This window comes from Aminobacter niigataensis (assembly GCF_946995915.1).
GTDB classification, from domain to species: domain Bacteria; phylum Pseudomonadota; class Alphaproteobacteria; order Rhizobiales; family Rhizobiaceae; genus Aminobacter; species Aminobacter niigataensis.
Window position 1 is genome coordinate 3,023,234 of the sequence record NZ_OX341517.1, and the last position, 25,984, is coordinate 3,049,217.

A 25,984-nucleotide genomic window follows, 5' to 3' on the forward strand; every position below is an offset into this window, starting at 1 on the left:
GTCCACAGCGAGGTCACCCTTCAGATTTGGACAATGCCAAATTCCATAGGAGCGGCCGAAGGGTTCACCGCGACGCGGGCTGGAACCTTTGTAACCATGCTCAAGTCGGGGCGCCCGTCGGGTTACTCAGCGGCGAAGAGAATTGCCGGCGGCCTGGGAATTTCCGTGCATCTCAGGCGACTTAGATTTGCGATGCAAGAAAGAGCAGACCTATCACCGACGCACCAAGGCAGATCAGCAGCACGGCGGCAGCAGCCATATCCTTCACTACGCGAATTTCGGGGTGTATTTCCGGGTGCAAGCGATCGACGAGTGTTTCAAGGGCGGAATTGAACAGTTCTGCAGCCAAGACAAGTGCAATTGCTAGCCCCACAATGGCCAGCCAAATACTGGAAGCACCGAGGAGCACTACACTCAAGGCAATGATTAGGCCGATCATCACCTGGGCCCGGAAGCTGTATTCACGTTGCCACCCCTCTCGCAAGCCCTGTATGGCAAAACCAAGTCGATTGAGAAAAGGTCTGTTCTTCATGTTCGTGTGCTTATTGGGGGCCCTGACATAATGTCCGGTCGGATGCGTTGGCGATAGGCGGGCAAAGCGGGCGTGGGCCGACTTGAATCTGTCAGCCACGGTGACCGCTATTATACACCGTTAGCCTGGAACTGCCTCAGTGATCTTGCCACCGACAAGTTTGATACGACAGTTCATCCGCGCTGCCATGTCGAGATTACCCGTCGTGGCCACGATGGATTTGCCGCCTTAAAACGTGCTCTGACTGTTGCGGCCCTGGCTCCGGTAGCCAACACTATTTCCGTGGGGGACTTGACGACGGCCTATGCGACCTGTTGCCTTCAATCCGATGCGCCGCCCCCGGACACCATTGGCCGCAATTGCACCAAGAGAGTACCGCGATCTATCGAAATCAGGATGCGGCGACGCCTTGATGACGCAGTCGGTGAATTTCTCAGTAGAGTGGTCGATGCGCCGGCAATGATGCCGGACGACTTCGCGACGGAAGCGTTCGCGGATATCGAAGGAGAAGACTTCGATATTATCGTTCAGTCGTTCTCAGACATCATCGAGTCGATCAGCGAAGTGAACTGTGTGGCATATGGCGTGGAGCCCGACACTGTTAAACGATACCACGAGGTAAAGGCCAACGGCGGCGGGCCCGCACATCGCTGATGGCAGTCATGTTGCATAAATCGAAATCGTATGTTCCCGAACTAAAACAGTTTTTTGCGGAGACAACCATTCTTGCATAAAAGATGCATTAAATGGTCGAAGCTGGTGGTCTTTGCTACCTAATTCTGCAGTGGAGCGCCTCGTCACCCACCCTGATCATGTCCGTAACAGTCATTGACCGGCCTCTCGCACGTTCGCCGGTTGCGGGGCGACATCGAGGCCGTTGATACTGGGCGCGCCATCGTCCGCCCTGAGCCGAGTGGGCAGGATTCGCCGCCGTTGTCTTGCCCGCCCCGTTCGAACCGAGCAGTGCAAAGATACTGCCGCGTGCCACGTCGAAGTCCACGCCGCGCAACACATGCAGTTCGTACGACTTCTCCAAGCCCCGCACGCGAATTGCCTGGACTTGCTGCTGTGTCATCGACCTCGGATGGGCGAAACTACCGCACTCCCACGCCTGAACGAATCCCAAACTCATGCGGCGCGGGCTGCAAGTAGAGCGTGGAGGGCTTCTGGCTTTAGGTGCGTATACCGCTTCAGCATCTTCCAGTCCTTGTGCCCGGTAACGAGTGCAACTTGCTCGATTGTGAATCCGGCCTCGAAAAGTCGGCTTGTGCCTTCGTGTCGCAAGTCGTGGAAGTGAAGGTCGTGGATACTCAAGTCGGCGCATCCGCGACGAAAAGCTGTGCCGACTGATCTGCCATTGAATGGGAAAATTCGATCATCGTCGTTGCTTCGCTTGGCGCGCTGCTCCTCAACAATGGTCCACGCGTCGTAACCGGTCGCCGCGAACAGCGGTATGCGCTGATTATTGCCGTTCTTGTTTCGGGGATCTTTCCGGTCACGGATGAGAAGCATCCGCGTACGAGTTTCCAAATCGGACCAACGTGCCGTGCAGATTTCCTCCTGGCGCATCGCGGTTGCGACGGCAAAACGTATGATTTGGCTAACCGGTGCTAGCTGACGAGGATTTGCATCGAAGTGAGCGATCAGTCTGTCTAGTTCATCCTGGGTCGGCCGCCTGTCGCGCTGATGGCCCTTCCCAACGAGACCAAGCCTCTTTAGGGCGATGCGCGCGAGATCGACCGGTTCGACCTTGACGGGCAGGCCGTGAACGGCAGCGGCATGAGCCAGAATGAGTTTCACAAAACCGATGTCGATACCGAGAGTCATCGGTCCGGCACCTTGAGCTGCTCGATCACGACCAAAGCGAATGAGCCGTTCGCGATCAAGGGCCACGATGTTGCACTTCCCCAGATGTCTTTGGAGCATATCAAGGGCTGCGGCCTTGGAGCGGCGAGGGGACTTGCCTACATCGCACATGTCGTCGATATGGAGGTCGATGAGTTCGCCGAAAGTTTTTAGGCGCGCTATACGGGACTTGGTCGGCGTTTCACCGCGATCGACTTGGCGCTCGGTTTCGGTTGCCCAGCGCCTAGCGTCGTCTCGGCGCAAGAAGGTTTCGCTGACGTAGCGACCTTTGCGACGCACTTGGACACGCCAGGAACCGGACGAGAGTTTTGTGTAGGTGGCCATTTTTCGTGTGCGCTCCGTGTGCAATGAAAGATCGAAACGTGGCGAAGAGGGGCGTATTCTGGCGTAAATTCGTGTGCACTCGGTAGGTTCTAACGATTTGATGTTAAAGAAAAAATGCTGAAAAATCAAGATCATAGACTGGCCGTGGCGCCCATGATGGACTGGACTGACAGGTGCTGCCGATACTTTCACCGGCAAATCACCCGGGACGCCCTGCTGTACACCGAGATGGTGGTGGCCGATGCCGTGATCCACGGCGCGCGCGAACGGCTTTTGGGTTTCGATGAGTGTGAGCATCCCGTAGCCCTTCAACTTGGCGGTTCCGACCCGGCGAAACTCGCCGAGGCGGCGCGTATCGGCGAAGCGTTCGGCTATGACGAGATCAACCTCAATGTCGGTTGCCCCTCCGACCGGGTGCAGTCAGGTACCTTTGGCGCCTGCCTGATGAAGACGCCGGGGCTCGTTGCCGAAGGCGTCGCGGCGATGAAGGGTGCGGTCAAGATCCCGGTCACGGTGAAATGCCGCATCGGCGTCGACGACCAGGATCCCGAGCCGGCCCTGGACAGGCTCGCCGATGGTGTGTTTGAGGCCGGTGCGGATGCGTTGTGGGTGCACGCGCGCAAGGCCTGGCTTGAAGGGCTCAGCCCCAAGGAAAACCGCGATATCCCGCCGCTCGACTACAGTCGCGTCTACCGGCTCAAGGCCAGAATGCCTCACCGATTCATAGGCATAAACGGCGGTATTCAGACGCTGGATGAAACCCGAACGCACCTCGATCATGTCGATGGCGTCATGCTCGGCCGCGCTGCCTATCACACGCCGAGCGTTCTGGCTGGTGTCGACGCCATGCTGCGCGGCGAGGCCGCCGAAGACATCGATTTCGCAGCCCTTGTCGATACCATGGCCGACTATGCCGCTCGTCACATTGCAGCCGGCGGTCGGCTCGGCCATGTCACGCGCCATATGGTCGGGCTGTTCCACGGCCTTTTCGGCGCACGGCGCTTCCGACAGATACTGTCGACAGACGCAACCAGGCCCGGTGCTGGTCCCGAGGTGTTGCGACAAGCGTTTGCGGCGGTCGAGCTCAATCGCGCAAGCGAGGCGGCGTAGCGCGTGAGGCCTCAGTCGCGGAGGATCATCCGGTCGCCGCGCACGTCGAAACCCGACAGCGAGCCGATGAAATTCATGCCCAGCAAGCTCTGCTCAAGGCCCTGATCGGCGACGAGCATGGGCATGTTCTTGCGCTCGATCGTGCCGAGCTGGATGCTGCCGGCGGTTATGCGGGCGGCATGGGCGACGCCGTTGGCGGTCGACACGGGAACTGAAAAGTTCAGGCTCTCGGGATCGAAACCCGCGCGCCGGGCGTCGGCCACGGTGAGCACGGTGCTGGTGGCGCCGGTGTCGACCATCGCCTGGATGGTCGCGCCATTGATCTGCAGGCGTGCGCCGAAATGCCCGTTCGGCAGCTTGTCGAGCGTCACCGTCGCGCGGCCGTCGCCGTCAAGCGCCGACATCGGGCTGCCCGGCACCAGGCCAGCCGTCACGCGGCTGGCAATATCCTGTAGCTCGTAGCGATACTGATAGCCGGCGACCAGCACGAGCACGATCACCACCCACAGCGCCAGGCTTCTCAGCGTATCGCCCAGCCGCGTTCCCCGAGCTAGGACGCCGGCCCCGATGACCATGACGAGCGCGCCGAGATAGATCAGCTGGCCGAAGCTGTCATTGCCGAGACCAAGGGTCTCGCCGGACGAGTCGTTGAACAGCAAAAGCAGCAGTCCGCCGCCGAGCACCGCAATGGCAATCCAGTAAAGCCGGCTCATGTCTTGTGCGAATCCTCAGACGGCGCCGCGTTCGCGGGCCATGCGCGTGCGACGGGTTTCCCGGCGCGGCTTGCGTTCGACGGTATCGAGCCGGGCGGGAAGCGCGGCCATCACGGCGCGGCGCGTTTCCGGCGTCATGTCGAGCCAGGCGCCGATCTCTTCGCGCGTGCGTCCGCAACCGAAGCAGTAGCCGGTGACCATGTCGATGGAGCAGACGAGGATGCAGGGCGATTCGATGGCCATCATGGAATCCGGTGGCAGTGGCGCAGACTATGCCGGGAGCCGTAGGCCACCGCAACATGCAAGCTGCCGCCACCAGATGGTGCAACCGCCAAGGGAATGCAAGTCCGACGGCCAGCGCAGGGTGGCATCCTGTTCATGGTGCAGGCCTGCCGGACGCCATGCCGCGATTGTTTTCGTTGCGCGAGGGGGCTATTGCGCAGGCGACCATTTCGAACGGCAGGCCCGCTATCATGACCACCGCTTCCCCATTTGACGATTTCCGCAACTTGTTTGCCCATCTGCCTGAAGGCGACGTGGCTCAAGCCGGCAAGGTGTGGGCACTGTTTGCCAAGGCCGACAAGCCGAAAGGCTCGCTCGGGCGCATCGAGGATATTGCTGCCTGGCTGGCGCGCTGGACCGGCCGCGCGCCGCCCACGGTGCTCAAGCCCCTTGTTGCCATCTTTGCCGGCAACCATGGCGTGGTTGCCCAGGGTGTTTCGCCACGGCCCATGGAAGCGACGGCCCAGCGCGTCGAGCTCTGCGCTGCCGGCGGGGCGGCGATCAACCAGATCTGCGTCGCCCATGATCTCGGGCTCAAGGTGTTCGACCTGGCGCTGCACCTGCCGACGGCAGACATCACCGTCGAGCCGGCGCTCGACGAACGCGGTTGCGCTGCCACCATGGCGTTCGGCATGGAGGCGATCGCCGGCGGCACCGACCTGTTCTGCATCGGCGATCTGGGTGTCGCCAACACGACGGTCGCGGCCGCGCTTTCGGCGGCGCTGTTTGGTGGCAAGGGCGCCGACTGGGTTGGACCTGGCTCCGGTGCCGATGCCGCGATGCAGGCACGCAAGGCCGCAGTGGTCGACCGTGCGCTGGCGCTGCATGGCGATCATCTCAAGGACCCGCTTGAGGTGCTGCGCCGTCTCGGCGGGCGCGAGTTTGCCGCGATCGCTGGCGCAATCCTTGCCGCACGCATGGAGAAAATCCCGGTGCTGCTCGATGGGTTCGCAACGTCTGCTGCTGCTGCCGTGCTTTACGCCGTCAATCCCACGGCACTCGACCATTGCATGTTCTCGCATGTCTCGACGGAGCCGGGCCATGCCCGCCTGCTGGCGAAGCTTGGCGCGAGGCCCTTGCTGGGCCTGGGTATCGACCATGGCGAGGCTGTGGGGGCGGGCCTTGCCGCCGGTCTGGTCAAGACGGCATCACAGATCAGCTCCGGTATGGCTGCGGCCGTCAAATAGCTAGCGGCTACCGGCAGCACTGCGCGGCTGCAACGTGGTGGGCAGGCCGTCGATCACCCGCGCTGCCGGGAAGATGGCGATCGCCTCCGTGCCCTCGCGCAGCTTCGAACGCAGATCGAACTCGCCGCCATGGAGCGCGAGCAGTCCCTGCACGATCGGCAGGCCAAGGCCGGTGCCCTGTTCCGCGCTCTTGATGGCGATCGAGCCCTGGCCGAATGCCGACAGCACGACCGGGATCTCCTCGGCCGGAATGCCTGGGCCGTTGTCCTTGACGGAGATGTATTGACCGCCGCCGGCGGTCCAGCCCACCCGCACGCGGATATCACTGCCGGTTGGCGAGAACTTGATGGCATTGGACAGAAGGTTGAGCGTGATCTGGCGGATGGCGCGCTCGTCGCCGAGCAGGCGCGGCAGCGCGGGCTCGAATTGCTCGATGATCCGCAAATCCTTGTTGCGCGCCTTGAGCTCCATCATGTGGCAGCAGTCCTCGACGATCGAGAGCAACTGCTGGGGTTCTTCGTTGAGCTGGTAGCGGCCGGCCTCGATGCGCGACAGGTCGAGGATCTCGTTTATGAGATCGAGCAGGTGCTGGCCGGAATCGTGGATGTCGCGGGAGTATTCTCGATAGGTCGGGCTGTTGATCGGGCCCAGGACCTCGCCGGCCATGACCTCGGAAAAGCCGAGGATGGCGTTGAGCGGCGTGCGCAGTTCGTGGCTCATCGTGGCGAGAAAGCGCGACTTGGCAAGGTTAGCGTCTTCGGCGCGGCGGCGCGCCTCGTCGGACATGGCCTTTGCCGTCTCCAGTTCGGCGATGAGGGCGTCCATTTCCGAGCGGAACGACATCAGCATCAGCGCCGACCGGTTCATGATCTTGGCGACATAGGAAAAGAACGGCAGGGCAGCGACCAGCAGTACCGCCATGATCGCGCCGAGCGGCTCGGTCAGCTTGACACCGAAGGCGGCATAGGCCGCTACAGGTACGACGAACGTCACTGCCAGTGCGCCGCGCAGCGACGATGCAACGATTGCGGTCACGGCCATGGCGACAAGCAGGAAGACGCCCTTGACGATGGCGAGCAGGTTGGGGTCGCAGGCAGCGCACGACATCGCCGCTAGATAGGCCCAGGCCAGGCCGGTGACGAAATGGCCGACGAGGAAATTACGGCGGATCGCCGCCGGGGTCATCGCGGCTGCTGTCGCCTCATCGGCACGGCGGGCAAGAATGGCCAGGCCGATGTAGCCGAGGACGGCAACCAGAGCCCATGTCAGGATGCCGGAATCGGCGCCAATCGTCATTCCGCAGCCGGCAAAAACGACGACCAGAAGCGGAAGCGTGGCAGAATTGGCGACGATCGAATTGGCGTGGAGCTTCAGGAGTTCGCGGTCGAAGACCAGCCCGCCGGGCTGCTGTGACAGGCGATCGCGTGTCTTGCGCACAGCACGCGCGACATCGCTGTTGCGATGGCGTTTCCTGCGGTCCACAATGATCTTGTCCGCCGTGTTAGAGCGTTGCAACGGCATGTGATATTTCGATTTTCGCGCGCGCCTAGATTACACCCGCACGCTACGTCCGAATGATTAAGGGATTGTTTGCCATATGAGCCGTTCGTGGTCGGGCAGGCCGCGGCAGCGGTATTTCAGGCGTCCGCGCAGCCGCTGGCGCAAGCTCGCCGACTATTTTTTGGCAGCGCTGGTGATGGGGCTGCTGATCCTCGTTTCGGCGCGGCTCGATCGGTTCGAAACCCGCACGACCCAGGGTGCTGCGGTCATCAACGATGGCGATTCGATCACGCTTGGGAGCGAACGCATCCGCCTGCGCGGCATCGATGCGCCGGAATTCTCGCAGATCTGCAGCAAGGATGGCGGCGAATATCCGTGCGGCCGACGTTCGCGCGAAGCACTGTCGAAACTCGTCGCAGGGCGCCAGGTGACCTGCGCCGGCTGGGAGCGGGATAAGTACGGACGGCTGCTGGGGGCGTGCAGCGTCGGCAACACCGACCTCAATCGCGCCCAGGTGGAGGCCGGTTGGGCAATCGCCTATGGCGGCTACGAGGCCGAGGAAGCGACGGCGCGCCGCGACCGCAAGGGGCTTTGGGCAGGCGAGTTCGACCGACCGCGCGACTGGCGCAGCGTGCATGGCGACATGGTCGAGATCGAACACGGCAGCTACGGACGCATCCTCAACTGGCTGCGTGAAATCTTTCGTTTCTCGTGACTTGAGGCCTATAGTTGCGGGGGCGCAGCAACTTGGAGGCAGAGCTGGTGAAGCTGTTTGATGGAGGGCGCGCGCCGAATCCGAGGCGCGTTCGCGTGTTTCTCGCGGAGAAGGGCATTGAGGTCCCCATGGTCAGCGTCGACATGGGCGCGATGGGGCACAAGAAGGAGGATGTTTCCTCGCGCAATCCGCTGCAGCGCCTGCCTGTGCTCGAACTCGACGACGGCACCATCCTCACTGAATCGGTCGCGATCTGCCGCTATTTCGAGGAACTGAATCCCGAGCCTGCCCTGTTCGGCCACGGCGCGCTGGGCAAGGCGCAGGTCGAGATGTGGCAGAGGCGCATCGAGTTCAACCTGTTCCTTCCGGTGGGATTTGCGTTCCGCCACATCCATCCGGCGATGAAGGAATGGGAGGTGCCGCAGGTTCCCGAGTGGGGGGAGGCCAACAAGCCCAAGGTGCTTGCGTTCCTGGCCCTGCTCGACAAGGAACTCGCCGGGCGCGAATTCGCTGCCGGCGATGCCTATTCCATCGCCGATATCACCGGGCTGATCGCCATCGATTTCATGAAGCCCGCACGGATCGTCATCCCGGATGATCTTGCCAACGTCTGGCGCTGGTATCGGGCACTGGCAGCGCGGCCGAGCGCCGGCGCCTGATCATGTCACTGGAACTCGACCGTCTCGTCACGGAGATCAAGGCCTGCCGCATCTGCGTCGAGCGCCCCGTGGGCAAGCCCATGCCGCACGAGCCGAGGCCGGTGGTGATGCCGTCTTGCACGGCACGGATACTCATCGCCGGCCAGGCGCCCGGCACCAAGGTGCACCTGAGCGGCGCCCCCTTCACCGACGCTTCCGGCGACAGGCTGCGGGACTGGCTGGGCGTAACATCCGAGACCTTTTACGATCCGAATGCCTTTGCCATCGTGCCGATGGGCTTTTGCTTTCCCGGCCAGGATGCCAATGGCGGCGACCTGCCGCCGCGGCGGGAGTGCGCGCCGGCGTGGCGGGCCCCGCTGATGGCGCTGATGCCGCAGGTCGACCTCGTTCTGGCTGTCGGTCAGTATGCGCAGCGATGGCACCTGGGGACCACGCGTGCCGGTACGCTCACCGAAACCGTGGCCGGATGGCGAGGCATCTGGGAGCGTTCGTCATCGCCGCATTTGCTGCCCTTGCCGCATCCATCCTGGCGCACCTTCGCCTGGGCCAAGCGGAATCCCTGGTTCGAAATGGAATTGCTGCCTTTTCTCAAGGCAGAAATCCGAAATCGTCTTGGTCGGTCGAAATAGAAATCAATACCGAAGATGCAGGGTGCGCGGAGAATTCCTTTCTTGTATGATGGGGGAAATGACGGGATTATGGCGAACCTTTTCTAACGGAGCCCGCATATGGACCGCCTCGACAGGAAAATTCTTCGCCTCCTTCAGGAGGACGCGACACTGGCCGTCGCCGACGTCGCCAAGAAAGTCGGCCTGTCCACCACGCCGTGCTGGCGTCGCATCCAGAAGCTGGAGGAAGAGGGCGTCATCAAGCGCCGCGTGGCGCTGCTCGACCCCGAGAAGATCAATGCGCGCGTCACTGTTTTCGTGGCGATCCGGACCAATTCGCACAGCCACGAATGGCTGCGCCGCTTCTCGGAAGTGATCCAGGAATTCCCCGAGGTAATCGAGTTTTACCGCATGAGCGGCGACGTCGATTATCTTCTGCGGGTCGTCGTGCCCGACATCGCCGCCTATGACGCGTTCTACAAGCGGCTGATCGCCAAGATCGAGATCCGCGATGTGTCGTCTTCCTTCGCCATGGAGCAGATCAAGTATACGACCGAAATGCCACTCGACTACATGATGCTCGACAAGGAAAGCGGCGCGTCGGCCGCCTGATCAGCGCGTCTTCGCCTTCAATCGTTCGAGCGTCTTGGGATCGGTGAGTTCGCGTACTGCGTCCTTGCCGATCCATTGCGCCGTCTTGTCGGATGACGCCGCCAGTTTTTCCGCCACTGCCAGTGCCGGGGCGTGGAGAGTGAGCGAGCGTTTGCCCACCTGCCTGAGCGCCCAATTGGCCGCCTTCTTGACGAAATTCCTGCTGTCGCCGGCGTGCGCCTCGACCAGCCCGAGCCAGGTGACGAATGTGTCGTCGGGCTCTTTCTTCAGGTGCATGGCGGCCGTGGCAATGGTCGAGAAGGCGGTGCGGCGGACGAATTCGCGCTCATCGGCGGCATAGGCCGGGATGATTTCATGGGCCAGCCTGGCCCCGCAAACGAGGTGGGCGGCATGGTCGACGATCTCCCAGCTGTCGAACTCCGCCGCCATGGCGTCGATCTGGGTCCGCTTCACCTGTGAAGGCTCGTCGGTCAGGATCGCCAGCAGGCGCGCCTCGCGGATATCAGTGGCCCATAGAGCCGCCGCGCGGATATGATCGCGCTTCACCTGCCTTGCGATCGGGTTGAGCACGGCATTCGGGATGCCGAGCGCCCGGTCGGTGGCAATGCCGAAGCGCGCCATGCCGGCCCGGTTCTCCTCGGAAGAGAGCGTGCGCAGATGCGCCACGACCTCATCGGCGGTCGATGCCGGCGACAGGGCCATCTTGCGGCACTATTTCTCGAGGCGGGCGAGCAGCGACGAGGTGTCCCAGCGCTTGCCACCCATGCCCTGCACGTCCTTGTAGAACTGGTCGACGAGGGCGGTCACCGGCAGCTTGGCGCCGTTGCGGTCGGCCTCCTCGAGGCAGATGCCGAGGTCCTTGCGCATCCAGTCGACGGCGAAGCCAAAATTGTAGTTGCCGGCATTCATGGTCTTGTGGCGGTTCTCCATCTGCCAGGAGCCGGCGGCCCCCTTGGAGATGACATCGACCACCTTCTCGATGTCGAGGCCGGCCTTCTTGCCGAAATGGATGCCTTCGGCGAGACCCTGGACGAGGCCCGCGATACAGATCTGATTGATCATCTTGGTCAACTGGCCGGCTCCCGCCGTCCCCATCAGGCCGACCATGCGGGCGAAGGAATCGATGACCGGCTTGGCGCGGTCGAATGCGTCCTGTTCGCCGCCGACCATGACGGTGAGAATGCCGTTTTCGGCTCCGGCCTGGCCGCCGGATACCGGCGCGTCGAGGAAGTGGAAGCCGCCGGCCTTGGCTGCGGCATCGAGCTCGCGGGCGACTTCGGCCGAGGCCGTGGTGTTGTCGATGAACACGGCGCCCTTCTTCATCGACTGGAACGCACCCTGGGCGCCGATGGTGACCTCGCGCAGGTCGTCGTCATTGCCGACGCAGGCGAAGACGAAATCCTTGCCGATGGCTGCTTCGGCCGGCGTCGGCGCAAAAGCACCGCCATGCTGGTCAGCCCATTTCTGAGCCTTCGCCAGCGTGCGGTTGTAGACGGTGACGTCGTGCCCGCCCTTGTTCTTGAGATGGCCCGCCATGGGATAGCCCATAACTCCAAGACCAAGGAACGCGACCGATGCCATGGCTCACCCTTTCGAAGTGCAAATGTTCTGGTGCCCGTGGTCTATGCCATGGGACGAATTCGTCAAGACGATCGTGGTTGGGCCAGCAGCTTCGGCCGCCAGCTCAGCGATGCAGGTGACGGGTAATGCGCCGTTCGATCCAGTCCACCAGATGGCGCAAGGCCTCGACCAGCGACAGATAGAGCAGGGCGGCCCAGAGATAGGTCTGGAAGTCGAAGGTGCGCGAAAATGCGCGGCGGGTCTCGCCCATCAGATCGTAGACGGTGATGATGGCGACGATGGCAGAGCCCTTGATCATCAGGATGATTTCGTTCCCGTAAGGCCGCAGAGCAACAATCAGCGCCTGCGGCAGCACGATCTTATAGAGCGTCTGCAGCTTCGACAGGCCGAGGGCCGAAGCTGCCTCCCACTGGCCTTTTCCGACGCTTTCGATGGCGCCGCGCAGGATCTCGGCCTGGTAGGCTGCGGTATTGAGCGCGAAGGCGAAGACGGCGCAATACCAGGCTTCGCGGAAGAAGCTCCACAAGCCGACCGCCTCCAGCTGTGGCCGGAACGAGCCGAAGCCGTAATAGATCAGGAAGGTCTGCGCGAGCAGGGGCGTGCCGCGGAAGAAGTAGACATAGCCGTAGGAAACTGCGTTCAGCACGCGGTTCTTCGACATGCGGGCGTAGCAGATCGGCAGCGACAGGATGGCGCCCAGCACGATAGAAACCGCGACGAGCGTCAGCGTGACGCGCAGGCCGGAAAGATAGGAGGGCGCGTATTTGGCGAAGAGCTCGGGATTCCATGCGCTGAACAGATAGGTGACAAGGCCTATGCCTAGCGCGGCCCAAAGGCCGACAAAGGCCCAGCCCATGATGCGTTCGCGCGACCAGCCGCGCGGCGGCGCCGGCGGGCGTTGGACCTTGACTGCCGTCTCGCTGGAAGCGCTCATCGCTGCGCCTCCCGCTTGCCGACCCAGCGTTCGATGGCGCCGATGCCGAAGGACGAGATGATGGCGAGCGCCAGGTAGATGAGGCAGGCGACGCCGAAAAACATGAACGCGTGCTTGGTAACGCGGGCGGCGATGCTGCTCTGGCGCACGATGTCGGTCAGGCCGATGGCCGATACGAGCGCTGTGTCCTTGAGCAGGATGAGCCAGAGATTGGACAAGCCGGGCAGGGCGATACGGACGAGTTGCGGCAGGATCACCAGCCGCATGGTCTGGCGCGACGACAGGCCGACGGAATAGCCGCCCTCGTATTGGCCGCGGGGAATGGCGCGAAAGGCGGAGAGGAAAACCTCGCTGGCGTAGGACGAGAAGACCACGCCAAGCGCGAGCATGCCGGCAACGAAACTGTTGATCTCGACGACGGCCTCGGGCCGCACCAGCCGCACCACCTGCTGGATGCCGATCTGGGCGCCATAGAAGACCAGGAACAGCGTCAGCAGTTCCGGCAGGCCGCGGAAGATTGTGGTGTAGATGTTGCCGGCGAGCCTCATGGACGCTTCGCTCGATTGCTTGGCGAGCGCCACCAGGAAGCCGATCAGAAGCCCGAGCGGCAGTGTGACCAAAGCGAGCGAAACAGTGACGAGCACGCCATAGGCAAGATCGTCACCCCACCCGTCGGGTCCGAAACTCAGAAGCGCCCAGACGCTTTGCATCGGTCGGCTGTCCCCTTTGGCCTCCGGTGGCCGGAGTGCCGCCGCCTTTGATGGCGGCTTGTTGTTATGTTAGCCAAACGGCGGGAACTTGTCCCGCCGCCTGTTCAGTTTTCAGGCCATCGACGGCTCAATCGCCATAAACGTCGAACTTGAAGTACTTGTCGTTGATTTCCTTGTACTTTCCGTTGGCGCGAATGGCCGCGATCGCTGCAGTGAACTGGTCGGCCAGCGCGGTATCGCCCTTGCGGACGCCGACGCCGGCGCCATCGCCGTGAATTTCAGGCATGTTCGGGATCGTGCCGACGATCTTGCAGCAGGCGCCATCGGCCGTTTCCAGCCAGTTCCCCATGGTCACAGCGTCGTCGCTGACCGCATCGAGACGGCCATTGGCCATGTCGAGCTTGTACTCCTCGGCGGTCGGGTACGACTTGATCTCGCTGTCGGTGAAGACCTTCTCGGCGTAGTTGTAGTGGATGGTCGAGCCCTGAACGCCGATCGTCTTGCCGGCGAGGTCTTCCTTGGTCACGCCCTTGATGTCGCTGTCCTTGGCGGCGGCGATCACGGCAGGCGTGTTGATGTACTTCTTGGAGAAATCGATCTTCTCCTTGCGCTCAGGCGTGATCGACATCTGGGCGATGATGGCGTCGAACTTGCCGGCCTGGAGGGCAGGGATCATGCCGTCCCACTCTTGGGCGACGATCTCGCACTTGGCCTTCATCTCGTCGCAGAGCGCGTTGGCTATGTCGACATCGAAGCCGACGAGCTTACCGTCCGAGGTGAGGTTGTTGTAGGGAGGGTATGCGCCTTCGGTGGCAATCTTGATCGTCTTTTCCTGCGCCTGAGCCATGCCGATGGTCAGTGCAAGTGCAGCCGATGCTGCCAGGGCGATACGCATGGAAATACCCATAGTGTTCCTCTCTTTTTCGCTTTCGGCCGGTTCCTGTCCATTCGGCCGTTGAGCGGAAAATTTCCGCCGATGGGGCGGATACTCCCACTCTTTTCAGTTGAAAATCAATGGCAAAAAGGGTTGTTGCAGCGGCTGCTGTGAACATCTCCGGTGACGCTGCGTCAGTGTTTGGTAAGGCCCGATCTTGCTTCGACGAAGTCGGCGATCGACTTGATGTCGTCGATGCCGAACACCGGCACCTGTTCGCCCTCGACCGGATGATCCGAGGCGATGGCGACGATTGCGGGGTCCTTGGCGGTCAGCGGCGAACGGTCCTTCGCCTCTAGTCGCCGCGCCTCGATCTTGAGATGGTTTTCGCGCTTGTAGCCCTCGATCAACACCAGGTCGCAAGGCCCTAGCCTCGCCAGAACCTCGTCGAGCGTGGGCTCGTCCTCGCCGCGCAACTCGTGCATCAAGGCCCAGCGTCGGCCTGATACGATGGCGACCTCCGTCGCGCCGGCCTCGCGATGGCGGAAGCTGTCGGCCCCGGGCTTGTCGATGTCGAAATCATGGTGCGCGTGCTTGATGGTCGAAACCTTCCAGCCGCGCCCGGCCAGTTCGCTCACCAGCCGCTCGGTCAAGGTCGTCTTACCGGAATTCTTCCATCCGGTGATGCCGAATACGCGATGCGCCATCAGTTGGCTCCGTCCAGAATCCGTTCGGCCTCGGTGAGGTCCTCAGGCGTATTGATGTTGAAGAACGGATCGACGGTCCTTGCGCCGAACTGCTCGTTTGGAAAATCCACCACTTGCAGGCCTGCCTGTTCGATGAACGTCATCACCCTGCGGGTATCGCCACTTTCCAGAAACGCCGCAAGCGCATCGCGCAGCGACAGTGGCCACAGCGCGAAAGTGGGGTGTACACGCCCGTTCGAGGCGGCCACAGCGCCTCGGCTTCCGCCGGATGCCAATTGCTTGGCAAGATCGGCTGGAAAAAATGGTGTATCGCCGGCGACGCTGAGGACGTGGCTGCAGCCGAGGTTCTGAGCTGCCCATTCCATCCCTGCGAGAATTCCCGCCAAGGGGCCCTGATAGCCGGCGATCGTGTCGGCGATGATTTCCACGCCGAAGCTGGTGAAAAGCGTGGGGTCGGCGTTCGTGTTGATGGCGATCGGGGCAGCCTGGGGCCGAAGGCGATCGAGCACACGCCCGATCATCGGACGTCCGCCGAGCGGCAGCAGCGTCTTGTCGGTGCCGCCCATCCGGCTCGAACGGCCGCCGGCGAGGATGAGGCCTGCGATCTGCCCTGCCATGCTGTTAGATCCCGTCGGGCGCCATGGAGGCGCTGGTGCTCTCGGCGGCCGGCCGGCTGTGGCCGACGACGCGCTCGCGATAGAGCGAATAGAGGCCCGATGCGACGATGACGGCCGCGCCGGCCATCATCGCGAGATCGGGGATATCGCCGAAGACCACGACGCTGAGCGTGATCGCCCAGATCAGCGCGGTGTAGCGGAACGGCGCGATGAAGGAGATTTCGCCTTCGCGCATCGCCATGATCACGAACTGGTAGCCGAACAGCACCAGGACTGCGGCGCCAGCGAGAAAGAGGACGAGCTCGAACGTCATCGGCACCCAGCCGCCGAAAGGCACGATCGTCAGCGCCCCGGTGACGGTGATGACAATGGTGGTGACCGTCGAGACGAACAGGGAGGGGACGTGATCGGGAATCTTGCGCGTCGCCAGGTCGCGCACCGCGCAGAAGGCGACCGAAAGCAGCGCTAGCAGCGAAAAGGCGTTGAAGCCTTCAAAGCCCGGTCGCACGATGATCAGCACGCCGCCGAAACCGGCGACGATGGCCAGCCAGCGGCGCCAGCCCACGCCTTCGCCGAGAAACAATGCCGCCCCCATGGTGACCGCCAGCGGCAGCGCCTGGAGCACGGCCGAGATGTTGGACAGCGGCAGATGCGGCAGGGCCGCAAGGAAGCAGATGGTGCCGCCGACCTCGCCGACCAGGCGCAAGAACACCATCGGATGCCAAAACTGGCCCACCCCCTTCAAAGCGCCCTGCTGCCAGGCCAGCAGGCTGATCAGCGTCGTGGCGAACAGTCCACGCACGAGCATGAGCTGGCCCGGATTGATCGTCTCGGCGGCGAGCTTGCTCAGCGTGTCGTTGAAGGTGAAGGCGGCCATTGCGACCACCATGAACATGGAGCCGCGGATATTCGAGGAAAGTGGCACTTGGGCTTTCCGTTGCTGCTGTTGCCTACGGCTTTAGCATTGGCGCGCAAAACAGCAATGGCAAACGCATGGACCAGTGGCCGCTACGTCATCACGGCCCGACGAGGCTATCGGCGATCGCACGGACGAGCGGGTCGTATTTCGACTTGGCGGCGGCGGGGTACTTGAGCATGAATGCATGGATGACGCCGTCGCGGCCAAACTCCAGGCGATGGTAGAAGATATCCGCTCCGTCGTGCCCAGAGAGCGCGACCCAGTCCTTGCCGACCTTGCGATAGGTGACCTCCATCCCTTCAGAGCTGAAATCGGCCAACTGCTCCGGCGTCTGGTCGAGGGCATTGTTGGAGCCATAGACGGCAAGGCTCGCGCCATCCGCGGCCACGAAGGTCATGCCGTCGCCGTTGGCCGGCTCCCCGGCGCGATCGGTGAAGATATCGAGCGGGAACGTCACCGACGTGCCGAAGCGGGCGTTGGTGTAGATGAAAGGCTTGGCCATTGCGGGTGGTGCGGACGAAATTGCGAGCAAGATCGCGGACAGCGCCGCTGCGACCCGGTAAGCCATGCCACCAGTACCCCTTCGAGCTGCCTTGCCTCTGCGGTGGATGCCGCTCCGCTCAGCCGCCGGTCACGCTCATATGGCGCGAGACGGCCGGCCGGTTGGTGCGGCGATCGATGACGAAGTCGTGGCCCTTGGGCTTGCGTCCGATTGCCTCGTCGATGGCGTCCGACAAAATCTCGTTGCCCTCGGATGCGCGCAGCGGTGCCCTGAGATCGGCGTCGTCGTTCTGGCCGAGGCACATATAGAGCGTCCCGGTGCAGGTCAGCCTGACCCGGTTGCAGCTCTCGCAGAAATTATGCGTCATCGGCGTGATGAAGCCGAGCCGGCCGCCGGTCTCGGCGACCTGGACATAGCGTGCCGGGCCGCCGGTCTTGAACGGGATGTCGGTCAGCGTGAACTGGCGCTCGAGATTGGCCCGGAGCAACGACAGCGGCAGGTACTGGTCGGTGCGGTCGCCATCGATCTCGCCCATCGGCATGGTCTCGATGACGGTCAGATCCATGCCGCGGCCGTTGGCCCAGCGCAGCATCTCGGGGATTTCGAGATCGTTGAAGCCCTTGAGCGCCACGGCATTGAGCTTGATGTGCAGGCCGGCGGCCTGGGCAGCATCGATGCCTTCCATCACCTTGGCGAGGTTGCCCCAGCGCGTGATGGCGTGGAACTTGTCGGCGTCGAGCGTGTCCAGCGAAACATTGATGCGCTTGACGCCGCAATCGGCGAGTTCCCGGGCGAAGCGTGACAGTTGCGAGCCGTTGGTGGTCAGCGTCAACTCTTCGAGGGCACCGCTGTCGAGGTGACGCGACAGCTGGCGGACAAGGTACATGATGTTCTTGCGCACCAGCGGTTCGCCGCCGGTCAGGCGCAGCTTCTTGACGCCCTTTTCGATGAACACGGTGCAGAGCCTGTCGATCTCTTCGAGCGACAGCAGGTCTTTCTTGGGCAGGAAGGCCATGTCTTCGGCCATGCAATAGGTGCAACGGAAATCGCAGCGGTCCGTAACCGACACGCGAAGGTAGCTGATCGAGCGACCGAAAGGATCGATCATGTCCATGCGCTGCGCTTCCGTTCCCAGTTCTGTGGCGTCTTCTGTGGCGCCTGCCTATTACGGCTATGTTGTACGCATGCGGCTGTCAATCAAGATGAAAGTTTCTTTCCCTGGGGTAGCGTCGCGCTCCTTGTCGGGCTTGCATGGTGTTAGTGCTTTTCGCGGCGTTCGAAGCGCAGTAGTGAAGGGCAGTTCAAATTGGCAGGATGGATCATGACGGCACCGAAAGAATTGAGGGTCTCCAAGGACCGCAAGCTGTTGACGGTGACCTTCCCGGATCATCGTCCGTCCGAACTGTCCGCCGAGTTGCTGCGGGTGCTTTCGCCATCGGCCGAGGTGCAGGGGCACTCGCCGGAGCAGCGCGTGACCGTGCCCGGCAAGAAGGATATCACCATCCTCAAGATCGAACCGGTGGGCAACTACGCGGTGCGCATCACCTTCGACGATTTCCACGACACCGGCATCTTCACCTGGAACTACCTGCACACGCTTAGCCATGAGAAGGACAAGCGCTGGCAGGAGTATCTCGATGAACTGGCCCAGAAGGGCATGAGCCGCGAGCGATAGAACCTGTCGCCGGCCGTTCACATTGGCCGGCTAAGAGGAGCGGAAACGAAAGGCAGGGCGATGTCGGTGATCTCGACGATTGAGCAACTTGAAGCGCTGTACGGGCTTCCCGGCGAAACGTCGCTGGTCAAGGAACTCGACCACATCATCCCCGAATATGCCGCCTTCATCGAGGCCTCGCCCTTCGTCTCCCTGGCGACCAGCGGACCGGAGGGGCTCGATTGCTCGCCGCGCGGCGATCTTGCCGGCTTCGTGCGCATCCACGACCCACGCACGCTGATGATGCCTGACCGGCGCGGCAACAACCGTGCGGACTCGCTGAAGAACATCGTCCGCGACCCGCGCGTGGCTTTGCTGTTTCTGGTGCCGGGCTCGGGTACGACGCTGCGCGTCAACGGCCGCGCCGGCATCAGCATCGATGCCGAGCTGTGTGCGTCCTTCACCGTCGAAGGCAAGCCGGCACGTTCGGTGACGGTGATCGAGGTCGATGCCGTCTATTTCCAGTGCGCGCGAGCGATCGTCCGGTCCGATTTGTGGAACCCGGAACGGCATGTCGACGCGAAGTCGCTGCCGACGCCTGGACAGATCCTCGCCGTGACCAGCCGGGCCAGCATCGACGGTGAAACATATGATCGCGAATGGCCGGAGCGTGCGAAGACGTCGATGTGGTAGGGCCTGTCGGCTCGAGGGCGACAGCCCGGCGGCTCAACACAACGTGATCGTGCTAAGGTAACTTTTGCGGCTTTCGCGACGTATACCCGGCAAAGCTGCTGGAGCCATTTTCGCATGAAGCCTTGGACCGACCGCGCCGGAAAACTGTCGCCACTGAAGGCTGCGGCCTTCGTCGGCACGCTCGTGCCGGCGCTGCTTCTGGCCTATTACGCCGCGACAGGGTTTCCGTCGGCTGCTCCGACGGGAGGCCTGCTTGGCCCGCGACCCTTCACGGCCGCCATCCACCACACCGGCGACTGGGCGATCCGCTTCCTGCTTCTGTCGCTGGCGGTCACGCCGCTGCGCCGCATCGGCCAATGGCCGAAGCTCATCCTCATCCGCCGCATGCTCGGCATTGCGGCGCTGTGCTACGCGCTCGGCCACCTCGTTCTGTATTTCTTCGACCAGAACTGGAACGTTGCGCGCGTTGTCAGCGAAATCGCGCTGCGCATCTACCTGACGATCGGCCTTGTAGCGCTGCTTGGCCTTGTAGCACTCGGTGCGACCTCGACCGATGCTGCGATCAGCAAGCTCGGGCGCAACTGGAACCGCCTGCACAAGATCGTCTACGGCATCGGCATTCTGGCGGCGCTGCATTTCTTCATGCAGTCTAAGGCCGATGTCTACGAGCCGACCCTGATGGCCGGCTTCTTCATGCTGCTGATGTTCTACCGGCTGGCGCAGTGGCGCGGCCTCAGCCTGACATCGCCATGGGTGCTGATTGCCATTGCGATTGCGGCGGCGCTGGCGACCGTCGTCGTCGAGGCCGCATGGTATGGGCTGGCGACCGGTGTGGAGCCTCGCCGCGTGCTTGCGGCCAACCTGCAGTTTTCCTATTCGATCCGGCCGGCGTGGTGGATCCTGGCGACCGGACTCAGCGTTGCCGTGCTCGGCTATGTCAGGTCGATGGGAAAGGCCGATGCGCCGCGAGGCAGGCGGGTAGCACGGGCCAGCGCCTGAACCCTCTAGTCCTTCAGGGCATCGGCGACACGCAGCATGTGCGCGCCGATGAGATCGCATTGCTCGGGCGTCGAGGCGCTCATCGCCTTTTCGATCAGCGCGCCATAAGCCTTCAGCGCCCGCATCAGCAGGGCTTCGCCATCCGCCGTCAGCGTCAGCCGCATGATGCGCCTGTCCTTGGCGTCGGCCTCGCGGCTGACCAGCGAGCGCTTCTCAAGCTGCGGCAGCAGCATGGTGATGTTGGAACGACCGACCAGCAGTTTGCGCGCGAGATCGTGCTGCGACATGCCCGGATGCCGGTAGAGGTTCATCAGCACATCCAGCTGCGCCGGCTTGAGGTCGTGGGGCTGCAAAGCGGTCGCCAGGGCGCGCTCCATCGAATGGCACGCCTTCGCCACCGCGACCCAGTTGCGGAACCGCGGGTTGTCCCACGGCAAATCTTGCTTATTGTTCATGATTGAACTATTATGTTCATGATTGAACTTATGGATGGGCGCGCACTATGGCATCAATCGGGCTGAAGGTCATCCGGCGCCTGTTTGGGGCTGCCGAGTTCGTTTCGCCGCGGCTTGCCGGCCGCGCCGCATTCGAGCTTTTCCGGCGCACGCCAGGCGAAAAGTCGCTGTCGGAGGCCGAAAAGCGGGCCATCGCCCGGGCCGCCGACTTCATGGCCGAGGCGCGCCATCACCGAATCAAGACGCGGAAGGGATGTGTCGCCATCCATGAATTCCGCCCGGCCCAGGGACGAGCACAGGCCGGAACGGTGCTGGTCATCCATGGCTGGCGTTCGCGCACCGAATACATGCGGGCGCTGATCGAAGGTTACCTCAGTGCCGGCTATCGGGTGGTCTCGCTCGACCTGCCAGGCCATGGCGGCTCGCTCGGTCGCGCGCTCGACATGGCGAAAGCGGTCGAGGCCGCCACGCTCGCCGGACAATGGTTCGGGCCGTTCGAGGCGATCGTCGGCCATTCCTTCGGTGGTGCTGTTGCGGTCAATGCCGCTGCGGGAACGGTCAAGGGATTTGCGCCGCTTTCGGCCAAGCGGCTGGTGCTTATTGCCGCGCCCGATTCGATGCCCCGCCTGTTCGAGGATTTCGGACGTTACATCAATCTCGGTGCCCGCACGCAGCACGCCATCGCAGGCCAGGTCGAACGCGTGACCGGAACCCCGATCCATCAGTTCGTCAGTTCGAGGCTGCTGATGCGCCTGAGCATTCCGACGCTGATCATCCATGCCCCCGACGACAGGGAGGTCTCGGCCAAGGACGCACGCGCGATGGCAGGTGCCGGACGCCATGTCAGGCTGTTCTGGGCCGAAGGCCTCGGCCATCGGCGCATCCTTTCCGACGCCCGCGTCGTGGACGAGGGCGTCGGCTTTGTCAGGAACTCGCTGGTGCTCGAAACGGTACTGGAACGCCACGAGAGCGCTGCGTAGTTGATCGCGATCAGCCCTTCTTCTCGCCCGGTTCGGTTGGCAGGCCGGCATCGCGCCAGGCGGTGAAGCCGCCGAGGATATGCCGCACTGGCTCCAGTCCCATCTCCTGCGCCGTCTTGGCCGCGAGCGCCGAACGCCAGCCGCCGGCGCAGAAGAACACGAAGCTCTTGCCGCTTGAGAAGAACGCCTTGTGGTACGGGCTCTCAGGGTCGATCCAGAATTCGAGCATGCCGCGCGGGCAGTGCTGGGCACCCGGTATCCGGCCTTCGCGCTGCACCTCGCGGGGGTCGCGAAGGTCGACGAAGACGGTGTCCGGGTCGTCGAGCAAGGTCGCCGCCTCTTCGGGCGAGACCACCTCGACCACCGCGTTGGCTTCGTCGAGCAGTTCGCGATAACCCTTCTTCACCTTGACCTCACGTCAACTTGTCTTGGAGTGCGAAGTTCTCGCATGAAGACGGGCCGCATGTCATTGGCATCGGATTGTGCCAGCCGCCCGACTGCCTCACGATGATGTGAAACTGTTCGGCAACAGCTGTCGGGAAATTTATGAAAGCTTAACGTTATCGGTATGAATCGATGCAGGAGCGCCTTACATCCGACATGGGGTGACAAGAAATCTTCCATCGGTGCGTAGGGCGATTCCGGCAGGGGATGGGTAATTAATGACGCTTTCTTTCCTGAAAAAGCCGATCTCTCTTCCTCTTGCGGCCTTGGCAGCGACGCTCGCCATGGGTGCGCCGCAGGCCGGTGCGCAGAATTTCTTCGACATCCTGTTTGGCGGCGGCAACAACCGTAACTACAGGCAGCCGCAGGGCGAGTTCCCGCCACCGCCGCGCAAGGCGCCGCCGAAACGGGCTGCGCCGGCAAAGATCAGCGCGCCATCCTATTACACCTACAAGATCGACCAGATGGTGCCCGTCGATTTCTCCAAGCTGGTGCCGACCACGCAGTCGGTGTCGCTGGAGCCCTCGCTCGCCGGCACCGCGTTTCGCGAGGCGCTTGCCGGCCTGAGTGATTTCAACCTCGTTGCCGAAAAAGAGATCGCCAAGGCGCTGCTCGACTACTATTCGGCCAATCCCGATTTCATCTGGGTCACCGGCCAGGTAGCCAACAGCCGTGCCGAAGACGCCATCCGCAGCTTGAGCGATGCGGCAGGCCACGGGCTGATGCCGGCGGATTATTCCGTCGCTGTGCCGCAAGCTGCCTTCGCAGCTGATGACACCGCCGGTCGGCTGAAGACGCTGATCCGATTCGAGATGGCGATGTCGGTGCGCGCGCTGCGCTACGTTCACGACGCGCAGGGCGGCCGCATCGACCCGAACCGCATCTCCGGCTACTACGATTTCGCGGCCAAGCCGCTCGACATGGTCGGCGTGCTGAAGAGCCTGAGCCAGTCGCAGGACGCGCGCGCCCTGCTGGAGGGCTATCACCCGAAGAACCCGGAATATCAGGCGCTACGCGTCGAACTGGAAGCACTTCGCGCGAGCGAGGAAAACGACATCGTCGTCGACGCCAAGCTGCTGCTGAAGCCGGGCGAGACGAGCCCGGAACTGCCCAAGCTGCTGCATCTGATCGCACGCGACCTCGACGACGAGATGGGCGGCGAGTATGGCGAGACGCTGGCAAGGCTGGGCGCGAGCGAGATCTATGTGCCTGAGCTGGTGCCGGTGATCGAAGCCGTGCAGAAGCGGGCAGGGCTGAAACCCGATGGCGTGGTCGGCCCACGCACGGTGGCGACCCTTGCCGGCACGTCCAAGGCCGACAGGCTGGACAAGGTGCTGGTGGCGCTCGAACAGTTGCGCTGGCTGCCTTCAGACCTCGGCAGTCCGCGGGTGTTCATCAACCAGCCCGCCTATACCGCCAGCTACATCGACGGCGGTGTCGAAAAGCTCAAGATGAAGACGGTGATCGGCAAGACCACCAACCAGACCAGCTTCTTCCAGGATGAGATCGAACAGGTCGACTACAATCCCTATTGGGGCGTGCCGCAGTCGATCATCGTCAACGAGATGCTGCCGCGCCTGCGCAACGATCCGAGCTATCTCGACCGTGCCGGCTACGAGGTCACCGATTCGCGCGGCAAGCGCATTCCATCGTCGGCGATCGACTGGGGCCAGTATGGCGCCAAGGTGCCGTTCAGCGTGCGCCAGGCGCCGAGTGAGGCGAATGCGCTTGGCGAACTCAAGATCCTGTTCCCCAACAAGCATGCGATCTACATGCACGACACACCGCAGAAGGCGCTGTTCGACCGTGACAGCCGCGCCTTCAGCCACGGCTGCATCCGGCTTTCGGATCCGCGCGGCATGGCGGCGGCAGTGCTCGGCACCGACGTCGATCATATCGCGGCCAAGCTGAAGCAGGGCCATTCCTTCGAGAAGGTGACGCGCAAGATCCCGGTCTATGTCGCCTATTTCACGGCCTGGCCGGACCTCGACGGCAAGGTCGAATATTTCGGCGACGTCTACGACCGCGATGCCAAGCTCAAGGACGCGATGAGCCGGACCGAAGCGGCACGAGCGCCGAGCATCTGATTTTCCGGGGGCGATCTAGGGCAAGCGCTTTTTGATCGATCGGTTCATGCGGCGAATGAATCTCATCGGAGCAGATTCCGGGATGGCAAGCAGTTCCGTGATGAGGACAGGGTTGACGGTGGGGATGGTTTCGCCGCTCGACAGGGTGGCATTGTAATAGGCAGTTTCGCGGTCGAATGCGAATACGTCGACGTGCGAGAGATAGGTGCAAATGGCGCCAAGCATGGCTTGCGATGTCGGAAAATCATTGTGGACGCACATCTCGGTGCGCCGCATTTTCCTATCGTGAAAAAGGTACGTAAATATAATTTGGCGACCCGGAGCGTGCAGCGCCATCTGTCGAAAGAAGGCTGGAACGTCGTCCAAGTATTCGAGAAATCCGGCGCAGACGACGACGTCGAAGTTAACGCCTGGCAATTGGAAGTCCTGATTAAAATCAACGACGAAAGTTCCAGGAAGGTCGGCAACGCAATCGACCGGAGTATATTCGCACGTTTTTGGAATAAACCGAGAAAGTTTCCTGTTTCCTGCGCCGATGTCCAGTACAGAGTCTGTAGCGCGAATAAGTTTGGCGATGATCTGAGCTCTGCTCTCCCAAAAGGGTTGGGAGCCGTTCGCTACGCCACTCCATTCATCGAATGCTGTGAGCATGGTAGGCCCCAAGAAGGACGCTTGGGAAAATAATCTACATTGTTTGAATTCGTAAGCAATGGCTTGAAGTGCATGGCGGCAAATCAGGCTGAGCGTCTGCTCCAGGACTGCCGCTGCTCGCTGCTGCGTCTCCCCAGCCGGTACCGAGAATGGCAGGGCCTGCTACATTAAGCATCTGAACTTACTGGGAAGAATGGTGGGCGATATAGGGATTGAACCTATGACCCCACCCGTGTGAAGGGTGTGCTCTCCCGCTGAGCTAATCGCCCGTCCGAGGCCCGAGGGCCGAACGTCCGGGCGATATAGGGGAGGGGCGGGAGTGGTGTCAAGGCGGCTTTAGCGACTTGCCGCGTCTATCAGCTTCTGAGCCATGCCAAGCGTCAGTTCGTCATAGTGCGAGATGACCACCGAGGGCTCGTATTCGCTGACGTGACGATCAGTATAGCCGAAATCGACGGCAACGACCGGGATGCCGGCTGCCTTGGCAGTGTCGATGTCGGTGACCGAATCGCCGACCATGACCGCCCGCGCTACGTCGCCGCCGGCCTTGGCGATGGTTTCAGTCAGGTGCCGTGGGTCCGGCTTGCGGATGCCGAAGGTCTCGGGTCCGGTGATCGCCGCGAAGCGGTCCGACAGGCCCAGCGCCCGGATGAGGTTGGTGGCGAGGCTCTCATATTTGTTGGTGCAGACGGCGAGCAGGTAGCCCGCCGCGGCAAAGCGGTCCATGGCGGCAACGACACCGGGATAGGGCTGCGAACGGCCCGGGATGTTGACCGTGTAGTGATCGAGGAAGATGTCGTGCAGGCGGTCGTGCTCGAGGGCGGCCAACTGCTGCTTGCGCTGGGCGGTGTAGGCGCGCTCGATCATCACGCGTCCGCCCTGGCCGACAAAGCGCCGGAAGGCGGTGTCGTCGACCTGGGACAGACCGCCGGCAACGAGCGTATGGTTCAGGCTGTCGAGCAGGTCGGGCGCCGTGTCGACGAGGGTGCCGTCGAGGTCGAAAACAATGATCGGTTTGGACATGGCGCCGCTTTCGTAGGTTTATGCGTTGCCAGAGCCGATAGCCCCG

32 protein-coding genes and 1 tRNA gene are annotated in these 25,984 nt (G+C 62.5%); 12 read left to right on the forward strand and 21 right to left on the reverse strand.

Annotated elements, in window-relative coordinates:
• Positions 1-181: 181 nt before the first annotated feature.
• A complete protein-coding gene (locus O1Y97_RS14715) occupies positions 182-532 on the reverse strand; it encodes a diacylglycerol kinase (RefSeq protein WP_055977370.1) in 351 nt (116 codons plus the stop codon).
• A 72-nt stretch (positions 533-604) separates the two neighbouring features.
• Between O1Y97_RS14715 and O1Y97_RS14720 the strand changes: the two genes are divergently transcribed.
• A complete protein-coding gene (locus O1Y97_RS14720) occupies positions 605-1,186 on the forward strand; it encodes a hypothetical protein (protein ID WP_318761499.1) in 582 nt (193 codons plus the stop codon).
• A gap of 115 nt (positions 1,187-1,301) precedes the next feature.
• Here the strand turns inward: O1Y97_RS14720 and O1Y97_RS26280 are convergent, their stop codons facing one another.
• Positions 1,302-1,664, reverse strand: coding sequence for an ATP-binding cassette domain-containing protein (locus O1Y97_RS26280; RefSeq protein ID WP_404801180.1), 363 nt, complete (start codon positions 1,662-1,664; stop codon positions 1,302-1,304).
• Positions 1,661-2,857 (reverse strand): site-specific integrase, encoded by a 1,197-nt coding sequence (locus O1Y97_RS14725; RefSeq protein ID WP_318761500.1) that lies wholly within the window; start codon positions 2,855-2,857, stop codon positions 1,661-1,663. Before O1Y97_RS14725 ends, O1Y97_RS26280 begins: the two co-directional genes overlap by 4 nt.
• Between O1Y97_RS14725 and dusA the strand changes: the two genes are divergently transcribed.
• On the forward strand, positions 2,837-3,832 hold the full coding sequence (dusA, locus tag O1Y97_RS14730; protein WP_318761501.1) for a tRNA dihydrouridine(20/20a) synthase DusA: 996 nt from the start codon (positions 2,837-2,839) through the stop codon (positions 3,830-3,832). The two genes, O1Y97_RS14725 and dusA, sit on opposite strands and share 21 nt — an antisense overlap.
• A gap of 11 nt (positions 3,833-3,843) precedes the next feature.
• Here the strand turns inward: dusA and O1Y97_RS14735 are convergent, their stop codons facing one another.
• Entirely contained in the window at positions 3,844-4,545 is a 702-nt protein-coding gene (locus tag O1Y97_RS14735; RefSeq protein ID WP_318761502.1) for a TIGR02281 family clan AA aspartic protease, read from the reverse strand.
• Positions 4,546-4,560: 15 nt separating this feature from the next.
• On the reverse strand, positions 4,561-4,791 hold the full coding sequence (locus O1Y97_RS14740) for a DUF1289 domain-containing protein (protein ID WP_318761503.1): 231 nt from the start codon (positions 4,789-4,791) through the stop codon (positions 4,561-4,563).
• A 227-nt stretch (positions 4,792-5,018) separates the two neighbouring features.
• Here O1Y97_RS14740 and O1Y97_RS14745 point away from each other — a divergent pair, with 227 nt between their 5' ends.
• On the forward strand, positions 5,019-6,014 hold the full coding sequence (locus O1Y97_RS14745) for a nicotinate-nucleotide--dimethylbenzimidazole phosphoribosyltransferase (protein WP_318761504.1): 996 nt from the start codon (positions 5,019-5,021) through the stop codon (positions 6,012-6,014).
• Here O1Y97_RS14745 and O1Y97_RS14750 read toward each other — a convergent pair whose 3' ends face one another.
• On the reverse strand, positions 6,015-7,535 hold the full coding sequence (locus tag O1Y97_RS14750; RefSeq protein ID WP_318761505.1) for a sensor histidine kinase: 1,521 nt from the start codon (positions 7,533-7,535) through the stop codon (positions 6,015-6,017).
• A 76-nt stretch (positions 7,536-7,611) separates the two neighbouring features.
• Here O1Y97_RS14750 and O1Y97_RS14755 point away from each other — a divergent pair, with 76 nt between their 5' ends.
• The 4 genes from O1Y97_RS14755 (at position 7,612) to O1Y97_RS14770 (ending at position 10,108) form a co-directional block, all read left to right on the forward strand.
• The gene (locus O1Y97_RS14755) at positions 7,612-8,229 is read left to right on the forward strand and encodes a thermonuclease family protein (RefSeq protein WP_318761506.1); all 618 of its coding nucleotides are present in this window, start codon (positions 7,612-7,614) and stop codon (positions 8,227-8,229) included.
• Positions 8,230-8,276: 47 nt separating this feature from the next.
• On the forward strand, positions 8,277-8,888 hold the full coding sequence (locus O1Y97_RS14760; protein ID WP_318761507.1) for a glutathione S-transferase: 612 nt from the start codon (positions 8,277-8,279) through the stop codon (positions 8,886-8,888).
• A 2-nt stretch (positions 8,889-8,890) separates the two neighbouring features.
• Positions 8,891-9,517 carry a uracil-DNA glycosylase family protein gene (locus O1Y97_RS14765; protein WP_318761508.1) on the forward strand — a complete coding sequence of 209 codons (627 nt, stop codon included), beginning with the start codon at positions 8,891-8,893 and terminating at the stop codon, positions 9,515-9,517.
• 99 nt (positions 9,518-9,616) lie between these two features.
• A complete protein-coding gene (locus O1Y97_RS14770) occupies positions 9,617-10,108 on the forward strand; it encodes an Lrp/AsnC family transcriptional regulator (RefSeq protein WP_108607898.1) in 492 nt (163 codons plus the stop codon).
• Here the strand turns inward: O1Y97_RS14770 and O1Y97_RS14775 are convergent, their stop codons facing one another.
• The 10 genes from O1Y97_RS14775 to moaA form a co-directional block, all read right to left on the reverse strand.
• Positions 10,109-10,810, reverse strand: a complete 702-nt coding sequence (locus tag O1Y97_RS14775) for a DNA alkylation repair protein (RefSeq protein ID WP_318761509.1) — start codon at positions 10,808-10,810, stop codon at positions 10,109-10,111.
• Positions 10,811-10,819: 9 nt separating this feature from the next.
• Positions 10,820-11,689, reverse strand: a complete 870-nt coding sequence (locus tag O1Y97_RS14780; RefSeq protein WP_318761510.1) for an NAD(P)-dependent oxidoreductase — start codon at positions 11,687-11,689, stop codon at positions 10,820-10,822.
• A 103-nt stretch (positions 11,690-11,792) separates the two neighbouring features.
• A complete protein-coding gene (locus O1Y97_RS14785; protein ID WP_108607901.1) occupies positions 11,793-12,623 on the reverse strand; it encodes an ABC transporter permease in 831 nt (276 codons plus the stop codon).
• Complete coding sequence (locus O1Y97_RS14790) at positions 12,620-13,333, reverse strand: ABC transporter permease (RefSeq protein ID WP_108607902.1); 714 nt, start codon at positions 13,331-13,333, stop codon at positions 12,620-12,622. The genes O1Y97_RS14785 and O1Y97_RS14790 overlap by 4 nt, the downstream gene beginning before the upstream one ends.
• 127 nt (positions 13,334-13,460) lie before the next feature.
• Positions 13,461-14,240, reverse strand: a complete 780-nt coding sequence (locus O1Y97_RS14795; RefSeq protein WP_318761511.1) for an ABC transporter substrate-binding protein — start codon at positions 14,238-14,240, stop codon at positions 13,461-13,463.
• 161 nt (positions 14,241-14,401) lie between these two features.
• On the reverse strand, positions 14,402-14,914 hold the full coding sequence (mobB, locus tag O1Y97_RS14800) for a molybdopterin-guanine dinucleotide biosynthesis protein B (RefSeq protein ID WP_318761512.1): 513 nt from the start codon (positions 14,912-14,914) through the stop codon (positions 14,402-14,404).
• Positions 14,914-15,531 carry a molybdenum cofactor guanylyltransferase MobA gene (gene mobA, locus O1Y97_RS14805; protein ID WP_318761513.1) on the reverse strand — a complete coding sequence of 206 codons (618 nt, stop codon included), beginning with the start codon at positions 15,529-15,531 and terminating at the stop codon, positions 14,914-14,916. Before mobA ends, mobB begins: the two co-directional genes overlap by 1 nt.
• 4 nt (positions 15,532-15,535) lie before the next feature.
• Complete coding sequence (locus O1Y97_RS14810; RefSeq protein ID WP_318761514.1) at positions 15,536-16,456, reverse strand: DMT family transporter; 921 nt, start codon at positions 16,454-16,456, stop codon at positions 15,536-15,538.
• 91 nt (positions 16,457-16,547) lie between these two features.
• Positions 16,548-16,952: a hypothetical protein gene (locus O1Y97_RS14815; protein WP_318761515.1), complete on the reverse strand. Its 405-nt coding sequence runs from the start codon at positions 16,950-16,952 to the stop codon at positions 16,548-16,550.
• 118 nt (positions 16,953-17,070) lie between these two features.
• Positions 17,071-18,066 (reverse strand): GTP 3',8-cyclase MoaA, encoded by a 996-nt coding sequence (gene moaA / locus O1Y97_RS14820; protein ID WP_318761516.1) that lies wholly within the window; start codon positions 18,064-18,066, stop codon positions 17,071-17,073.
• A gap of 207 nt (positions 18,067-18,273) precedes the next feature.
• Here moaA and O1Y97_RS14825 point away from each other — a divergent pair, with 207 nt between their 5' ends.
• From O1Y97_RS14825 to O1Y97_RS14835, 3 genes are all read left to right on the forward strand, one after another.
• A complete protein-coding gene (locus O1Y97_RS14825; RefSeq protein ID WP_108607908.1) occupies positions 18,274-18,627 on the forward strand; it encodes a gamma-butyrobetaine hydroxylase-like domain-containing protein in 354 nt (117 codons plus the stop codon).
• Between the two features lie 60 nt (positions 18,628-18,687).
• Entirely contained in the window at positions 18,688-19,299 is a 612-nt protein-coding gene (locus O1Y97_RS14830) for a pyridoxamine 5'-phosphate oxidase family protein (RefSeq protein WP_318761517.1), read from the forward strand.
• Between the two features lie 114 nt (positions 19,300-19,413).
• Positions 19,414-20,298, forward strand: a complete 885-nt coding sequence (locus O1Y97_RS14835) for a protein-methionine-sulfoxide reductase heme-binding subunit MsrQ (protein WP_318761518.1) — start codon at positions 19,414-19,416, stop codon at positions 20,296-20,298.
• Positions 20,299-20,303: 5 nt separating this feature from the next.
• On the opposite strand, the gene O1Y97_RS14840 is transcribed toward O1Y97_RS14835, so the two are convergent.
• Complete coding sequence (locus tag O1Y97_RS14840) at positions 20,304-20,753, reverse strand: MarR family winged helix-turn-helix transcriptional regulator (protein WP_108607911.1); 450 nt, start codon at positions 20,751-20,753, stop codon at positions 20,304-20,306.
• 47 nt (positions 20,754-20,800) lie between these two features.
• Here O1Y97_RS14840 and O1Y97_RS14845 point away from each other — a divergent pair, with 47 nt between their 5' ends.
• The gene (locus O1Y97_RS14845; protein WP_318761519.1) at positions 20,801-21,733 is read left to right on the forward strand and encodes an alpha/beta fold hydrolase; all 933 of its coding nucleotides are present in this window, start codon (positions 20,801-20,803) and stop codon (positions 21,731-21,733) included.
• Between the two features lie 10 nt (positions 21,734-21,743).
• Here O1Y97_RS14845 and O1Y97_RS14850 read toward each other — a convergent pair whose 3' ends face one another.
• Positions 21,744-22,139 (reverse strand): rhodanese-like domain-containing protein, encoded by a 396-nt coding sequence (locus tag O1Y97_RS14850; protein WP_108607913.1) that lies wholly within the window; start codon positions 22,137-22,139, stop codon positions 21,744-21,746.
• Positions 22,140-22,395: 256 nt separating this feature from the next.
• Between O1Y97_RS14850 and O1Y97_RS14855 the strand changes: the two genes are divergently transcribed.
• Positions 22,396-24,264 carry a L,D-transpeptidase family protein gene (locus O1Y97_RS14855; RefSeq protein ID WP_318761520.1) on the forward strand — a complete coding sequence of 623 codons (1,869 nt, stop codon included), beginning with the start codon at positions 22,396-22,398 and terminating at the stop codon, positions 24,262-24,264.
• A 15-nt stretch (positions 24,265-24,279) separates the two neighbouring features.
• Here the strand turns inward: O1Y97_RS14855 and O1Y97_RS14860 are convergent, their stop codons facing one another.
• From O1Y97_RS14860 to O1Y97_RS14870, 3 genes are all read right to left on the reverse strand, one after another.
• Positions 24,280-24,915 (reverse strand): class I SAM-dependent methyltransferase, encoded by a 636-nt coding sequence (locus O1Y97_RS14860; protein WP_183260763.1) that lies wholly within the window; start codon positions 24,913-24,915, stop codon positions 24,280-24,282.
• 194 nt (positions 24,916-25,109) lie between these two features.
• A tRNA-Val gene (locus O1Y97_RS14865) sits at positions 25,110-25,184 on the reverse strand.
• A 67-nt stretch (positions 25,185-25,251) separates the two neighbouring features.
• Complete coding sequence (locus tag O1Y97_RS14870) at positions 25,252-25,938, reverse strand: phosphoglycolate phosphatase (protein WP_108607916.1); 687 nt, start codon at positions 25,936-25,938, stop codon at positions 25,252-25,254.
• Between the last annotated feature and the right edge of the window lie 46 nt (positions 25,939-25,984).

Bases quoted from the DNA above. Each gene is read 5' to 3' on its own strand.
- O1Y97_RS14770 (WP_108607898.1), top strand. From the start codon at position 9,617: ATGGACCGCCTCGACAGGAAAATTCTTCGCCTCCTTCAGGAGGACGCG.
- O1Y97_RS14780 (WP_318761510.1), bottom strand. From the start codon at position 11,689: ATGGCATCGGTCGCGTTCCTTGGTCTTGGAGTTATGGGCTATCCCATG.
- O1Y97_RS14855 (WP_318761520.1), top strand. From the start codon at position 22,396: ATGACGCTTTCTTTCCTGAAAAAGCCGATCTCTCTTCCTCTTGCGGCC.
- O1Y97_RS14790 (WP_108607902.1), bottom strand. From the start codon at position 13,333: ATGCAAAGCGTCTGGGCGCTTCTGAGTTTCGGACCCGACGGGTGGGGT.
- O1Y97_RS14825 (WP_108607908.1), top strand. From the start codon at position 18,274: ATGACGGCACCGAAAGAATTGAGGGTCTCCAAGGACCGCAAGCTGTTG.
- O1Y97_RS14845 (WP_318761519.1), top strand. From the start codon at position 20,801: ATGGCATCAATCGGGCTGAAGGTCATCCGGCGCCTGTTTGGGGCTGCC.
- O1Y97_RS14860 (WP_183260763.1), bottom strand. From the start codon at position 24,915: ATGCTCACAGCATTCGATGAATGGAGTGGCGTAGCGAACGGCTCCCAA.
- O1Y97_RS14795 (WP_318761511.1), bottom strand. From the start codon at position 14,240: ATGGGTATTTCCATGCGTATCGCCCTGGCAGCATCGGCTGCACTTGCA.
- O1Y97_RS14870 (WP_108607916.1), bottom strand. From the start codon at position 25,938: ATGTCCAAACCGATCATTGTTTTCGACCTCGACGGCACCCTCGTCGAC.
- O1Y97_RS14840 (WP_108607911.1), bottom strand. From the start codon at position 20,753: ATGAACAATAAGCAAGATTTGCCGTGGGACAACCCGCGGTTCCGCAAC.
- O1Y97_RS14755 (WP_318761506.1), top strand. From the start codon at position 7,612: ATGAGCCGTTCGTGGTCGGGCAGGCCGCGGCAGCGGTATTTCAGGCGT.
- moaA (WP_318761516.1), bottom strand. From the start codon at position 18,066: ATGGACATGATCGATCCTTTCGGTCGCTCGATCAGCTACCTTCGCGTG.
- O1Y97_RS14735 (WP_318761502.1), bottom strand. From the start codon at position 4,545: ATGAGCCGGCTTTACTGGATTGCCATTGCGGTGCTCGGCGGCGGACTG.
- O1Y97_RS26280 (WP_404801180.1), bottom strand. From the start codon at position 1,664: ATGAGTTTGGGATTCGTTCAGGCGTGGGAGTGCGGTAGTTTCGCCCAT.
- O1Y97_RS14765 (WP_318761508.1), top strand. From the start codon at position 8,891: ATGTCACTGGAACTCGACCGTCTCGTCACGGAGATCAAGGCCTGCCGC.
- O1Y97_RS14745 (WP_318761504.1), top strand. From the start codon at position 5,019: ATGACCACCGCTTCCCCATTTGACGATTTCCGCAACTTGTTTGCCCAT.
- O1Y97_RS14740 (WP_318761503.1), bottom strand. From the start codon at position 4,791: ATGATGGCCATCGAATCGCCCTGCATCCTCGTCTGCTCCATCGACATG.
- mobB (WP_318761512.1), bottom strand. From the start codon at position 14,914: ATGGCGCATCGCGTATTCGGCATCACCGGATGGAAGAATTCCGGTAAG.
- O1Y97_RS14830 (WP_318761517.1), top strand. From the start codon at position 18,688: ATGTCGGTGATCTCGACGATTGAGCAACTTGAAGCGCTGTACGGGCTT.
- O1Y97_RS14775 (WP_318761509.1), bottom strand. From the start codon at position 10,810: ATGGCCCTGTCGCCGGCATCGACCGCCGATGAGGTCGTGGCGCATCTG.
- O1Y97_RS14835 (WP_318761518.1), top strand. From the start codon at position 19,414: ATGAAGCCTTGGACCGACCGCGCCGGAAAACTGTCGCCACTGAAGGCT.
- O1Y97_RS14750 (WP_318761505.1), bottom strand. From the start codon at position 7,535: ATGCCGTTGCAACGCTCTAACACGGCGGACAAGATCATTGTGGACCGC.
- mobA (WP_318761513.1), bottom strand. From the start codon at position 15,531: ATGGCAGGGCAGATCGCAGGCCTCATCCTCGCCGGCGGCCGTTCGAGC.
- dusA (WP_318761501.1), top strand. From the start codon at position 2,837: ATGCTGAAAAATCAAGATCATAGACTGGCCGTGGCGCCCATGATGGAC.
- O1Y97_RS14785 (WP_108607901.1), bottom strand. From the start codon at position 12,623: ATGAGCGCTTCCAGCGAGACGGCAGTCAAGGTCCAACGCCCGCCGGCG.
- O1Y97_RS14725 (WP_318761500.1), bottom strand. From the start codon at position 2,857: ATGATCTTGATTTTTCAGCATTTTTTCTTTAACATCAAATCGTTAGAA.
- O1Y97_RS14715 (WP_055977370.1), bottom strand. From the start codon at position 532: ATGAAGAACAGACCTTTTCTCAATCGACTTGGTTTTGCCATACAGGGC.
- O1Y97_RS14815 (WP_318761515.1), bottom strand. From the start codon at position 16,952: ATGGCCAAGCCTTTCATCTACACCAACGCCCGCTTCGGCACGTCGGTG.